At 72.3% G+C, this 13,353-nt stretch carries 9 protein-coding genes; 2 read left to right on the forward strand and 7 right to left on the reverse strand.

Features of this window, described 5'->3' with window-relative positions; translation table 11 throughout:
- Window positions 1-58: 58 nt before the first annotated feature.
- Window positions 59-262, forward strand: coding sequence for a CsbD family protein (locus F9C11_RS31075; protein ID WP_409187010.1), 204 nt, complete (start codon window positions 59-61; stop codon window positions 260-262).
- Window positions 263-628: 366 nt separating this feature from the next.
- Window positions 629-1,360, forward strand: coding sequence for a twin-arginine translocation signal domain-containing protein (locus tag F9C11_RS31080; RefSeq protein WP_409180910.1), 732 nt, complete (start codon window positions 629-631; stop codon window positions 1,358-1,360).
- A 484-nt stretch (window positions 1,361-1,844) separates the two neighbouring features.
- Here the strand turns inward: F9C11_RS31080 and F9C11_RS31085 are convergent, their stop codons facing one another.
- The 7 genes from F9C11_RS31085 to F9C11_RS31115 are packed head-to-tail and all read right to left on the reverse strand — an operon-like array spanning window position 1,845 to window position 13,218.
- Window positions 1,845-2,525 carry a winged helix-turn-helix transcriptional regulator gene (locus tag F9C11_RS31085; RefSeq protein ID WP_409180911.1) on the reverse strand — a complete coding sequence of 227 codons (681 nt, stop codon included), beginning with the start codon at window positions 2,523-2,525 and terminating at the stop codon, window positions 1,845-1,847.
- A 12-nt stretch (window positions 2,526-2,537) separates the two neighbouring features.
- On the reverse strand, window positions 2,538-2,969 hold the full coding sequence (locus F9C11_RS31090) for an acyl-CoA thioesterase (RefSeq protein ID WP_409180912.1): 432 nt from the start codon (window positions 2,967-2,969) through the stop codon (window positions 2,538-2,540).
- Window positions 2,966-8,176, reverse strand: a complete 5,211-nt coding sequence (locus F9C11_RS31095; protein WP_409180913.1) for an SDR family NAD(P)-dependent oxidoreductase — start codon at window positions 8,174-8,176, stop codon at window positions 2,966-2,968. Before F9C11_RS31095 ends, F9C11_RS31090 begins: the two co-directional genes overlap by 4 nt.
- Window positions 8,173-9,105 carry an enediyne biosynthesis protein UnbU gene (locus tag F9C11_RS31100; RefSeq protein ID WP_409180914.1) on the reverse strand — a complete coding sequence of 311 codons (933 nt, stop codon included), beginning with the start codon at window positions 9,103-9,105 and terminating at the stop codon, window positions 8,173-8,175. Before F9C11_RS31100 ends, F9C11_RS31095 begins: the two co-directional genes overlap by 4 nt.
- On the reverse strand, window positions 9,102-11,021 hold the full coding sequence (locus tag F9C11_RS31105; RefSeq protein WP_409180915.1) for a CRTAC1 family protein: 1,920 nt from the start codon (window positions 11,019-11,021) through the stop codon (window positions 9,102-9,104). Before F9C11_RS31105 ends, F9C11_RS31100 begins: the two co-directional genes overlap by 4 nt.
- Window positions 11,018-11,956 (reverse strand): DUF1702 family protein, encoded by a 939-nt coding sequence (locus F9C11_RS31110; RefSeq protein ID WP_409180916.1) that lies wholly within the window; start codon window positions 11,954-11,956, stop codon window positions 11,018-11,020. The genes F9C11_RS31105 and F9C11_RS31110 overlap by 4 nt, the downstream gene beginning before the upstream one ends.
- On the reverse strand, window positions 11,953-13,218 hold the full coding sequence (locus F9C11_RS31115; RefSeq protein WP_409180917.1) for an ABC1 kinase family protein: 1,266 nt from the start codon (window positions 13,216-13,218) through the stop codon (window positions 11,953-11,955). Before F9C11_RS31115 ends, F9C11_RS31110 begins: the two co-directional genes overlap by 4 nt.
- Between the last annotated feature and the right edge of the window lie 135 nt (window positions 13,219-13,353).

Here is a 13,353-nt window from a genome sequence, read left to right on the forward strand (position 1 = left end):
TCCACTCTGATCGCATTCCGCGTTCGTTGTTCGGCAATGAAGGAGGAGACCCGTGTCGATGGGCGACAAGATCGGCGCCAAGGCAGACGACTTCGGCGGCAAGGCCAAGGAAGCCGCCGGTTCCCTGACCGGCGACGAGAACCTGCGGAACGAGGGCAAAGCCGACCAGGCGAAGGCCGGGATCAAGGAAGCCGCGGAAAACGTGAAAGACGCTCTCGGCGACGCGGCCGACAAAGTCAAGAACGCGCTGAAGAAAGACTGATTTCCGCCTCGAGAACGCGGGACCCGGCCGGGCGGCCGGGTCCCGCTTTTCGTTTTCCGGTCCGTCCCGGACGGGGTCGCTCCCGGCGTAGCGCGATTCCGCGCCGCGAGCTTGCGCGATACGCCGATTCCCGGCCGCCTTTCGATCAGCGCGTTCCCGCCGGGACTTCTCGCCGCTGCCGCTCCACCGATCTGATGACCGGGGTCGCCTGTCCGGCTGGCCCGCTCCCCCAGGTCCGGTCGCCGCGGGTCGCCGGCGGCGGACACGACCGGGTCGATCTTGGTCCGGAGCCTGGCCGGACGGTCGGCCGCTACCTTAAATTCAAGCGGGCCAGAACTCTTCGAAACGCACCCGCGGAGGTAGAGGATGCCTGCTCCGAACGACGAGAAACCCGAAGAGCCCGGCTCCGGCAAGGACCGGCGGGACTTCCTGAAGGGAGCCGCCGCGGCGGCCGCGCTGGGGGTGGGCGGCGTCGCGGCCGGCGGCCTGCTGGGCGGGCAGCAGGCCCAGGCCTTCCCGCAGCAGACCGGCCTGCCGCCGATCGGGGCGGAGATCCCGTGCAGCTGCCTGGCGGTCAACACGCCGCTGCGGATCCGCACGGCCCTGGTCAGCGTCGATTTCCGCGGCGGGATCAAGGTCCGGGTCGACGTGAACCCGGACGACCCGGTCAACTCGGTGCGGCTGCGCGTGGTCGGCCACCGGGTGTCGGGCGAACTCCCCGGCGGCGACAGCGCGCGGCAGGGCGGCGGCACGATCACGATCGAGCAGAACGACGTCGACGTGGACGCCAAGAGCCTGCTCAAGATGACGCAGAAGTTCCCGCCGCGCTACGAGCAGGTCATGGTCCTGAGCTTCACCATGACGATCGACCAGCCCGACGACATGCTCCGCCGCGCGGGCATCCAGTCCCGGAAGGCGTACGAGCCGCTGGTGCTGACCACGAAGAACCCGGCGCAGCTCGTCGGCCAGCTGACGCAGTTCCCGCCGCGAGGCGACCTGTACCAGCTCCAGAACCCGGTGGACCTGGTCCTGCCGGACGACCCGGACACGACGATCGCGACGATCCAGAAGTTCCCGGTGAAGGTGGGCGGACTCTGAGGTTCGCCCTGAGGTTCGGCTCTGAGGTTTCGGGCCCGGACAGCGGCCTGGTTCCCCCGTGCGCGGGCGGACCAGGCCGCTCTCCCGAGTTCCGGTGCCGGCCAGCTCGCCCGCGCCGCGCGGCATCTCGCGGCCCATCCGCGCGCAGGCGCACTGAAATCTGCATCAACCGGACCGCCGGCCAACCCGCCCGCGCGACCGGCGACACCCGCGGGCGAGCACTGGCCGCGCCATATCCGCCGCCGTCACACCCGCCCGCACCGGCGAATCTCCCGAGCGAAACCTCGGCACCCGGCCGCGAACCACACCTCGCGCGCGGTCATCGAGGTCAGCGCGTCGATCAAGCGCGTGTCGCTGGTCGCCGAGCGCGGCACTTAGGCGCGGCTCGAGCTGGCGGGGCACAGTCAGGACCGCCGACGAACCCGCCCGCCCCTCGGCACCCGCACACCGGCCGCCCCGCATCCGCCCCCGAGAACCGCCCGGCTCACCCGCCCCGACGCGGCTCGGATCGCTCCATCAGCCCGAGCACCGTCGAGCAGCGCACCACCGCGTCCGGGTCACCGGAGAACGTCAGTTTTCCCGTAGCCAGCGCCTCGAACGGGCCGAGCGCTCCGGCGCCGATCCGGACGAACGTCGTCGCGTCGGTGCGGATGCTCAGGGCCGGGGACGCGGCGGGTCCGCGCGCGGTGGTCAGCGCGCCGCGGTCGACGGTCAGGTGGAAGCTCTCGTCGTCGACGGTGAATTCGTACGTCTCCGCCACCTCCGGCAGGCGGTTCGCGTCCGCCATCGCCTGGACGGCGAGCAGCGCCCAATGCGGCCGCGTGACCATGTCCGCGCTCGGTTCGCCCAGCAGCCCGATGCCCCATTTCGACAGCGCCAGCACCGGTTCCCGCAGCTGTTCGCCCAGCGGGCCGAGCCGGTACGCGTGCCCGGCTCCGGTTTCGGCTCGCTCGACGATTCCGGCGGCGCCCAGCTTCTTCAGCCGGTCCGCCAGGAGATTCGTGCCGATGCCGGGCAGGTCCGCGAGCAGCTCGGTGTAGCGGCGCGGGCCGAGCAGCAGTTCGCGCACGATGAGCAGCGTCCAGCGTTCGCCGACGGTGTCGAGGGCGGCGGCGAGCCCGCAGTACTGGCGGTACTGCCGTTCCCCTCGGGCGGTGGTCGTCACCGCCTCAGCGTACTACTGGATTTTCAAGTACGGAGTCAGGGCCTCCCGGAGTTGCTCGGGCACCGGGACCGGCTCCAGCCCGCCGGGTCCGCGGGCCATGCACGCGACGGCCTGGTGCCCGCGGGCCACCAGCTGCGGCACGGCGACCTCGGTGCGGTAGTAGTCGAACGCCATCGCCACGCGGTGGCCTTCGAGTTCGGTCAGGGTCATGCGCAGTTCGACGACGTCCCCGGCGGTCAGCTCGCCGAAGTACTCGCAGCCGCATCCGGTGGTGACCACGGCGAAGCCGTCGGCGAGCGAGGCGAGGACGTCCGGCGCGTGCTCGGCGAGGAACCGTTCCCGGCAATGTCCTTGCCAGCGAACGTAATGCGCGAAGTACACATTGCCGACGAGGTTGGTCTCCTCCAGCGTGACGGGATGCCGGTACCGGTAGGCCGGGGTCACTCGGCACCTCCGGCCGTGAGCAGCGCGATTGCGACGGGCAGCCGGTACCCGTCCACGGCGAAGACCGCAGAGGCGATCCGCGCGCGTCCGGCGGCGAGGACGACCCAGCCTCCATCGTAGGCCCCGGAAAACCTTGTCTCCGAAGGACTTGCGCTCACCTGGGTCAGGCACCTCGCCACCGTGGACGCCCGTGCGGCCAGACGCTCGGGCGGCTCGTCGCACGGCCCCGAGAGGACCCGAAGCAGTCCGGGATCCGGTGGTTCGTGCGGTTCGACGAATTCCCAAGCGCAGGCGACCGGACAGCCCGCTTCGGCGTCCACCGCGAACGGTTCGCCGATCGATACGCGCAGCGAGGAATCGAGGCCCAGCGCTACCGCGGTCCGGGTGATCGCCACCGACAGCAGCGCTAGAGACCACGGCCGGTCGTCGGGCAGCGGTCCGGTGTCAGCCAGTCGGAGGCCGGTCCATCGGACGGCGGCGCGGCCTTCCGCGTCGGCGGCCACGACGTCCCAGGTGTAGCGGCCGTCTGCGGCGTGTTGTTCGATGCCGCGGAGTTCCCACGGGCCCGCCGCGCGCGGGTCGAACTCGACGCGGTCGCAGGCGACGGGCAGCAGCCGTCGCGTCGGGACGCACGCTTGCAGGACGTGCACGGTGGCGTCGTGCGCGGCCGGTTCGCCGAGCACCGAGGTGAACCAGGGCTCGTCGTTCGGGGTGATCGTGGCCCGGCACGACCACGGATCCGGCACGGCGGCCGCGGCGACCCGGCGGAAGTGTCCACTGTGGAACAATAACCGGTCGTACAGTTCGGCCGGTCCGATTCGGCCGCGCTCAGGAGCCTCCGGCAGCGGCAGAGCTTTTCCCGTACCAGACAAGGGAAACATCGCCCTGAAGTGGTCGGTCTGGAAGTTCGATTCGGCACTGCGCAGCACGGTGGTGACGACGTCGCCCTCCCGCAGCGCGCACACCCGGACAGTGTGCTCGTCCGTGTCGGGAATGATGACCGGCCGGTCGAACCTGACGTCGCACGCCGTCGTCAGGGCCCGGCCAGCGACCGTGGAAGCGGCCTGCGCCATGGCCTCCAGCCCGACGACCGCGGGCAACAGGACTGCTCCGTCGACCCGGTGGCCGTCCAGCCACGGGTCGGTGCGCAGCGAAAGCGTCATGTCGGCGACGAGTTCCACGCCGGGGTGGCCCGCCCGGATCCGCTCCAGGAACCGGCCCGTTCCCGTCGGGGGCGGTTCGCCGAGCCGTCCGTGCACGGACACGTCGGCGGCCGTCGACGGCGTTCGCAGCAGGCGCAGGAACAGCTCGGCGCCTTCCTCGACCGGGATCGGCGCGGCCCCGGAGCGGGCGAGGGCCTGCGCCGCGCCCATGCGTTCGGCCATGCCGGCGCCCGACCACGCCGACCAGGCGATGTCGAGCACCCGGCAGGAGGGCAGCTCCCGCGCGAGCCGCCGGGCCTCGGCGCGCAGGAGGCCGTTGGCCAGTGCGTAGTGGCACTCCCCCGCCATCCCGGCCGACCCGATCACCGAGCCGAACGTGACCAGCAGCCGCAGCGATCCGGGCGGGACGGCGGCGAGCAGCGCGCGGAGCCCGGTGATCTTCGGACGCAGGTGAGCGCGGACCTGGCCGGCGGTCAGAGCGGAGAACCGGGCAGGTTCGTTGATGCCGCTCGCGTGCAGCAACGCGGTCACCGGGCCGGTTTCGGCGGTGAGTTTCTCCACGGCGAGCGCGACGGCGTCCGGGTCGCCGACGTCGGCGGCCTCGTAGGCGACGCGGATGCCGTCCGCCCGGAGCCGGTCCAGATTGGACCGGAGGAGTTCGTCGGTTTCCGGATGGGAGCGGCCGAGGATCGCCAGCGCGAGCCCGGTCGTGCTGGCCAGCGCGGAGGCGCATGCGTAGCCGATGCCTTTGCCGCCGCCGCTGACCAGGAGCACGTCTTGGCCGTCGAGCGGGGTTTCGCCCGGCTCCGCGGAAACGAACTGCTCGCCCGGTTCGTACCAGGCGCCGTCCTCGCCGAGGATCAACTCGCGGAATCGGCCGGGTTCGGCGTGCAACGCGGAGACATCCGTCGCGCCGGGCGGGACCTGGGCGAGGGTGATGCCGACGCCGGGATGTTCCTGGTGCAGCGAGCGGAAGAAGCCGCTGGTCGCGCAGTCGTGCGTGACCACGACGAGCGCCTGGTGGTGCAGGGCTTTCCGCCCGGCGTCGAGCAGTGCGTCGACGTCTTCGGGATCGGCGACGTACACGGCTTCGGTCGGCCGCCAGGGTCCGAGCCGGGACGGGACCAGGGCCTCGGTGAAACAGCCGGTCCACGGCCGCACGCCCGGTGTTTCCCCGTCCGGTTCCGCGGTCTCCGGGAGCCGTTCGATCTCCGCGATCACCTCGCCGACCGAGCTGTCGGCGAACGCCATCGACACCGACGGCAGCTTCCGGCCGAGCGCCGACGCCGCCTCGACCACGAGCTGAGTGGCCCGCAGCGAACTCAGGTTGAGGTCGGCGAGAAGGCGGGCGTCGGAGCCGATCAACGCCGCGTCCAGTTCGGTCGCCTCGGCTAACAGGCTGGTGACCGTCGCGGCCGCGTCGCGAGCCGGAACGGCGTCCTTCTCCTCCCGGGGAGCCGGAATCACCGCGGGCGCCGCGGAACACGGGTTCGTCAGGGACTGCGGTTCGCGGTCGAGATCGATCGGCCTCGCGACGCGTCCGGCGAACCACCGAGAGAGGTTCGCGACGGCCCCGGCGGTGAACAGCGCGGCCGCGGAGTCGGCGGCCGCACGGTCGCCGGTTGCGCCGATATCCATGCTGACCGCCGCCCGTCCGGCCAGAGCGCTCAACGCCCGGCCAGGGCCCGCTTCGCAGAACAGGTCCGCGTCGACGGCCTCGACAGCGGCCCGAAACTGCACCGGCGCGCACAACTGCTGGACGAGCAGCTCGACGAGATCGTCCTGCTCGGTGAGCTGCCGACCGTACACAGTGGACAGAACGGTGCGCCGTACCGGCCGGAGTTCGATGCTCTCGAGGAAATCCCGCCACGGCGCGGCGCAGGCGGCCATGGCGGGACTGTGGAATCCGTGGGACACGGGAAGCCGCGTGACGCGGAACCCGCGCCGCTCGGCCGCGCTCGCCACCGTCTGAAGTTCCTCCACCGAACCGGAAAGTACTTGCGACAGAGCGGAGTTGTCGGCAGCGAGCACGACGTCCGTCCCCGCGCAGAGCGCCTGCGCCTCGGCCGCGCTCGCCGCGACGGCGAGCATGCCGGTGCCGGGAGTGCCGTACTTGCCCATGATCCGGCCGCGTTCGATCGCCAGCCGTTCACCGTCCTCTGCGGACAGACAACCCGCCCAGGTGAGCGCGGCAAATTCGCCGAGACTGTGTCCGATCGCGACGCTGGCGGTCACGCCCAGCTCTTCGAGCCGGGAGAGCGCGGTGCGGCAGGCACGGTAGATCGCAGGCTGGGCCACCGCGGTGTCGGCCGGTTCCGCTCCGCTCGCGCCCTGCCCGGGGAACAGCAGCGCGATCCGGCCCGGCACGGCGTTTCCCAGCCAGGCACCAGGGAAGGTCGAGAGCTTTCCGGGCGCGTGCGGCACCTCGGTTGCTGCCCGCGCGGCGAGCGAGGCGAGTTCGGCCGGGGTGCGGGCGACGAGCGCGGCTCGGACGGGCCCGGCGGTGTCCCGCCGGGCGTACTGGCACGCGAGGTCGTGCAGCTCCGACCGTGACAACCGCGGCGCCGCCTCGGCGATCCGCGCCAGTTCGGCGGCGACCCGATCGGGGTCGGGGCCGCTGACGGCGATGACGTCGTAGTCCGGCGTCGGCCGGCCCGCCGCCGGCGACCGCACCGGCCTGGTCCGCGCCGGGGCGCCCAGCACGACGTGGGTGTTGATGCCGCCGAACCCCATCGCGCTCACCCCGGCGAACCGGCGAGCGTCCGGCCATGGCTCCGGAGCCGACAGCACCCGCAAAGTCTCCCCGACCGCCGGATGCGGGGCCGCACAGCCGGTGGTCGGCGGCAGAAGCCCCGAGGACACGCTCAGCGCGGCCTTGAGCACCCCGGCCGCTCCGGCAGCCGCCTTGGTATGCCCGATGTTCGCCTTGACCGAACCGAGCGCGGCGGCCGACCGCGCCCCGGACCGAGCCCGGTTCAACGCGGTTAGCTCGACCACGTCGCCGACCGCCGTCCCGGTGCCGTGTCCCTCGTACAGCCCGATCTCGGCGTGCTCGACGCCCGCCATCTCGCTCGCCCGGCGCAGCGCGAGCAGCTGCCCGTCCGCCTCGGGCCGGGTGATGCCGCCGCGGCCGTCCGAGGAAACGCCCCAGCCGAGGATCTCCGCGTACACCGGCAATCCCGCCGCCCGGGCGTCTTCGGCGCGGGCGAGCGCGAGCATTCCGCAGCCCTCGCCAGGCCAGAAGCCCGCTGAACGCTCGTCGTAAATCCGCATCTCCTCCGCGGCGAGCGCTCCAGTCTTGGCGAAGCCGACCAGTTCGAACGGGTCGAGCGACAGGTCCACTCCCCCGGCGAGCGCGAAGTCGGCTCCTCCGTCTCGCAGCGCGCGGCAGGCGGTGATCACAGCGAGCATCGACGAAGCGCACGCACCGTCCACTGTGTACCCGCCGCCGTGGAAGCCGAAGTGGTTGCAGATGCGGCCCGCGATGGTGTTGGCGAGGCTCCCGGCCAGCGTCTCGTCGCCGATCTCCGGAAACGCCGACAGATACCGCTTTTCGACCTCCGCGAGGTCCGCCTCGGGCACCGAGGCGCGCAGGACGTCGCGAACGTAGGGCCAGCGCAGCCGCAGCGTCCGGGCGCGGGTCACCTCGCCGGTCAGGCTGTTGCCGACGACGACGGCCACCCGGTCCGCGTCCAGGCCGGCACCCGCCGGATGACCGGCGTCGGCGAGCGCGCGGTCCGCGGTTTCCAGCGCGAGCCAATGCGCGGGGTCGGCGGCGCGGAACGTCGGACCGGGGATCCGGAACGCCTCCCGGTCGAACTCCCAGTCCGCCAGCACCGCGGCCTGGGTGCTGTAGGTCCGGTCCGGGACGCTGGCGTCGGCGCTCCAGTAGTCGGCGAGGTCCAGCCGTCCCGGCGGCAGCCGCCGGAACGCGCGGCGTTGGTGGAGCACGGTTTCCCACAGCTGCGCCGGATCGGCCGCGTCCGGGTAGCGACAAGCCGCCCCGACGATCGCGATCGGCTCGCCGGATTCGCGGCGGGTCATGCGGGCTCCCGGGCCGGAACCGGTTCGGCGGCGGTGCGCGGCGCGGGGACCAGGACGGTCCACTGCGGACTCTTCCGCGCGGCGACCGCCAGCGCCGCAGCCCGCAGCGCACAGGTGATCGTCAGCGCGAAGAACAGGCCGAACACGACGTGGAACTGCACCAGCACGCCGTAGACCGCGGCCGTGGCGAGCCCGAACCAGACCTGGTTCCGCCGCGACGACGGCGTGGTGCCGGGGTCGGTGATCATGTAGTTGGTGAACAGGACGAACGCCGTGCCGGTGATCGGCAGCACCGCGCTGACCAGCGAAATGTCGGTGAACAGCGCCCGCAGCACCGCTTGCCCGAGGAACCCGCCGACCCAGCCGAGGATCAGCGGCACCTTGCCGGTGAGCTGGGCGTTCAGCATCGTCCCCGCGACCAGCAGCAGGGCGGGCACGACCGCGCCCCACCAGCCGGTGACCCATTCGGTGAACTCGTACGGCGGCGCGATGCCGACCCAGCCGAAGAGCAGCAGGACCACCACGATCCCGACGTTGCTCGGGTTGAGCACGTGCCTGCTCTTGCCGCCGATCCGCACCCGCACGAGGTACTTCGAAGCGACCCCGACGACGGAAGCGAGCACGGTCGGCATGAACCGGTCGTTGGCGTACAGCAGCATCGCGCACGCCATGCCGGTGATGTAGGCGGGAAGCAGGAAGTCGACCACCGCGCCGGGTTTGCCGAGGTAGCGCGGACGACGGCCGGCAGCCGCGGCCTCGACCGACTCCAGCACGATCTCCGCGGCCAGCGCGGCGAACACGGCGACCACCGGCGTGAGATACGCCTGTTCGAAGCCGAGCACGGTGTGCCCGAGCACGGTCAGCACGGTGATCGACGCGCCGAACCGGCGCAGGGCGGCGGAACGGCGTTCGCTCGGCGACTTGGTCACCGGTCCTCCTCGATGGTGCCGTCGGGATTGAGCCGCAGCTGGTGCCAGCCGGGCGGGAGCGACACCGAACCCTCGTGGCGGTGCCCGCAGCCGTCCCGCCACGCCAGGCGCACGGGCACGGCGGACGGCGGCTGGCTGCCCAGGCCGAAGTGCAGGTCCGGGGCGTTGACGCCGTTGTGCCCGTTGGCCGGGTACACCTGCTGCAGCCGTTTTCCGCCGCCCGGCGCGGCGACTTCCGCCTCGGCCCCGATCGCGGGTGTCGCCGGACCGGGTCCGCCCGCACGGCACGCGTTGCCGCCAACGGGTTTTCGCAAGCGCAGGCCGAGGAAAGCCCCGGCCGGCGACGTGTTGCGGTACAGAGTGGACGGCGCCCACTGGTTGGCGACGACGAAGTCCAGCCGGCCGTCGCCGTCCACATCGCCGACCGCGAACGCGCGGCTGACCGCATCGGTGCCGACCCCGACCTGGTCCGCGACGTTCACGTAGCGGCCGTCCGCGCCGCGGGCGAAGAACGAGTTGTGGTCGTGTCCGGACAGATCGGTGCCCTCGGTGAACCGCGGCCACAACGCGGGATGGCTCAGCACGAGGTCGTTCGACATCGCCGTTTCCTGCAGCTGCGCCCACCGGTTCACCTCGCCGGCGACGAACCCGGTCGCGTGCATGACCTCCTCGGACCCGGAGTTGGCGAAGTCGGCGGCCTTGACGTCCCACGACCATCCGGTGCGAGACAAGCCAAGGTCCTCGCTGCGGTCGTCGTAAGGAGCCACGCCGTCGCGCAAGCGCGCTGCGGTCCCGGCGCGGTCCGCGGTGGACTGGTAGGCGAAGTTGCTTTCCTGCAGCGCATACGGCTCGGTGATGTTGCTGACCAGGATGTCCGGGACGCCCTTCGCGTCGAGGTCGGCGAAGGCCACGCCCATGCCCTTGAACGAATCGTTGCCCAGCACCTTCGACTTCGGCGTCGTCGCGTGCCGCGTCCCGGTCGCCGTGCGGAACGCGACGCGGCCCGGCGCGGACTCGTTGACCAGCAGGTGGTCGGGCCCGAAGTCGTTGGCCACGTAGAGATCCGGCAGTCCCCGGCCGCCGATGTCCTGGGCGGCGAGCGCCAGGGCCCATCCGGTGCGCACCTCCGGCGGGAAGGCGTCGGGCGTCTCGGCGAACCGGCCGCCGCCCGCGGAGCGGAACAGCCGGAGCGTGCCCCCGTTCGCGGCGTGGGACAGCGAATCGTTCATCACCAGTTCTGGCTGGTGCGCGGTGGGATCGAGCACGCGCGCGCCGTCCGGGAAATAGTTGCCGAACACGAGGTCGGGGTGCCCGTCGCCGTCGAAATCGCCGATCGTGGCGGCATTGGTGTTCCACACCTGCCACGGGCTGACCAGCTCGCGCGGCCGGAACGCCGCCGCCGACGGCGCGGTCCCGGGCAGCCGCTCGAAGACGACCGGGGAACGGCCCCAGTAGTAGACGACGACGTCCTGACGGCCGTTCTCGCCGACGTCGGCGGGCAGGCAGCCCATCGGCGCCGCGAACGACGGCATCTGCAACCCCGCCGGGACGAGCGGGAACGGCTGGTATCGCGCGCCGGTCCCCGGAGCGGGTTCGACGGTGACCGTGTCCGTGCGAGGGTCCACCAGGCAGACGTCGTGCGAGACCGGTCCGCCGTCCGCGGAGAACAGCGCGGTCGCCGCGCCCACGGAGGAGATCCACGAACGGATCTGCTCGTAGGCCGGGGCGACGGTCCGCACGTGCCTTCCGCCGGGCGCGTTGTCCGGGCTGACCGGCGAGGCGGCGAACGAGAACTGGCGCGCCAGCTCGGTTTCCCCGGCCGAGGACGACTGCGGGACGACCGTGAACGCGAATACCGCCGCGCAGCCGGCCAAGGCGACTACGCGGGCCAGATGCCGGCGCAGAAAGGGCCTCATCGGTTCTTCCTCTCCCAGAGATACCGGATTTCCGCGCGCCAGCGCTGGTAGTCCGCGAGCGTGGACGGGGATGGCGCGCACCGTTCGAGCGCCCGGTCGGTCCAGTCCGCGGCGGCGCCGGTGCTGGTGCCGGCCAGCACTTCGGCCGCTTTGTCGGTGTGCGCGGGCACGATGCCGCTGACCCTCCGCGCGGCGCAGGCGAACGCGCAGCCCTGTGCCAGGTGTGCGCGAAACGGCCCGGACAGGTCGGCGAGCCGGGCGAGTTCGGCGGCGTCCGCACCGCCCGCGTACGTCGCGGCGAGGCCGATTCCGCTCCACAGGTCCGCCTGCCGCCCGACCGGGAATTCCGCGATCCGCAGCGCGACGCCGTCGGGGTCCGCGCATTCGCAGAACCACAGCGCCCGGCCGAGCCCCTGGTCGCGGACCTGCCGCGGCCCCCGGCCGACCCCGGGTTCCACGCGACGGCGGCCGATCGCCCGGTCGGGATGGAAAAAGCCTTGGTGGAAGCCGAATCCGTCCCAGGCCAGCCACCGCAGCAGCGGATCCGTCCCCGCGTTCCGCGAGGGGCGCAGCCGCAGCCGCGCGTACGCCCAGCCGGCCCCGACGTGCACGAGGTGCGGATAGTCCGCGGCCGGTCCGTTCAGCAGAGCGGCGACCCGGCCGCGCCGGACCGGGAGGAGCAGGTCCAGCAGGGCGCAGCCCATTCCCGCGCCCTCGAACGCGAACCCGCGCAGCTCCGGTTCGAGCGCGGACACCTGCCGCCCGAGCACGCCGGGGTCCGGCTCGACCGAGGCGTTCAACCCGGTCAGGAACGCTCGTCCGGACGACTCCAGCACGCCGCGCGCGGGGCCGGGCCGCAGCCGGAACCGGCGCAGCCCGAAGTCGACCTGCCGCGGGTGCTGACGCAGCGCCCGGGCCAGGACGGCGGGCCTCACCGGACTTCCCGCGGCACGGCCACGACGCGTTCCATCAGTGCGGTCACCAGCATGGGCCGGGCCTCCCGCTGGAAATCGACGTCCGGATGGAATGCGCGCACCGTGCCCTCCAGCACCAGCAGGGACAGGATCGGGAACACGAACTGCGGATCGGCGTGCAGGCCGTGCCGGCGCTGGAGGTCGAACAGCTTGGCGGCGAAGGAAACCAGGTCGAACTCGGCCGCGCTGCGTCCGGTGTGCTCCTCGACCAGCGCGGCGAGTCCGGCGCGGAACCCCGCGGTGTCGGAGCCGGGCGGGGCTGTCGCGGTGGACAGCACGATGTCCGCGCAGGCCTCGCCGTCGCCCTGGCTCATGCAGTAGAAGAACGCGGCGAACTTCTCGCGCGCGGACTCCGACAGCTGGACGGTGAACCCCGCGTCGAGCACGACGATCGAGCCGTCGTCGCGGAAGTAGAGATTTCCGGGGTGCAGGTCGCAGTGCACCACCCCGTCCAGGAAGAGCATCCGGTACACCGCGCGCAACGCCGTGACGACCGCGTTCCGGCGCTCCTCCTCGCCGAGTTCCTCCGGACGGCGGCGCGCCAGCCCGTCCAGGAAGTCCATCACCAGAATGTCCTCTGTGGACAGTTCGGGCTGGACTCCGGGCACGGTCACCCCGTCCGCGACGCTGAGCGCTTTCCGGAAGCCTTCGAGCCGCTCCGCTTCCCTGCCGAAGTCGAGCTGCGCGCGGATGCTCTCGGCGAGCTGCGCGGCGACGGCGGCGACCGGCACGCCGCGCAGCATCGGCAGCCTGGCCGCCAGCCGTGCGCCTCGTTCCAGCATCGCGAGATCAGCCGAGAGGGACTGGACGATCCCCGGCCTGCGCACCTTGGCGGCGACCGCCTGGCCGTCCGGGAGGACCACCCGGTACACGCAGGCGATGCTGCCCGCGCCGACCAGCCGCGGCTCGCCCGTGCCGAACCTCAGCGCGGGCGCCGTGCGCAGCGGAACCGGGCGAACCTGGTCGTGCAACCGGGAAAGCGCGCGGCACGTGCGCGGCGGCAGCAGGTCCGCCCGCGTGCTCAGCAGCTGGGCCGCCTTCACGAACGCCGGTCCCAGCGCCACCACGGTGTCCGCCAGCCAGCCGGCTCGGTCGAACCGTCCGCCCCGCAGCCACGCCGCCGCGGCGGCCGGCCCCAGCAGCAGCGATCGCCCGGCGAGGACCGCGAACGCCCGCGCCGTCCGCAGCGCCACCGCGCCGCCGCTGATTCTCGAAAACGACATCTCTCCCCTTCGCCGTCCGGGCTGGCTGCCCGACGGCCGACGTTACAAGCAGTAGCGCCATGAACGCACCCCGTTACCGCAAGACCATCCGGTTCAGCGAAACCCGGCCGGAACACCCGGCCGGGCAAGCTGTTT

It is taken from the genome of Amycolatopsis sp. VS8301801F10, assembly GCF_046195355.1.
Classification (GTDB): domain Bacteria; phylum Actinomycetota; class Actinomycetes; order Mycobacteriales; family Pseudonocardiaceae; genus Amycolatopsis.

Bases quoted from the DNA above. Each gene is read 5' to 3' on its own strand.
- F9C11_RS31075 (WP_409187010.1), top strand. From the start codon at position 59: ATGGGCGACAAGATCGGCGCCAAGGCAGACGACTTCGGCGGCAAGGCC.
- F9C11_RS31080 (WP_409180910.1), top strand. From the start codon at position 629: ATGCCTGCTCCGAACGACGAGAAACCCGAAGAGCCCGGCTCCGGCAAG.
- F9C11_RS31095 (WP_409180913.1), bottom strand. From the start codon at position 8,176: ATGACCCGCCGCGAATCCGGCGAGCCGATCGCGATCGTCGGGGCGGCT.
- F9C11_RS31105 (WP_409180915.1), bottom strand. From the start codon at position 11,021: ATGAGGCCCTTTCTGCGCCGGCATCTGGCCCGCGTAGTCGCCTTGGCC.
- F9C11_RS31115 (WP_409180917.1), bottom strand. From the start codon at position 13,218: ATGTCGTTTTCGAGAATCAGCGGCGGCGCGGTGGCGCTGCGGACGGCG.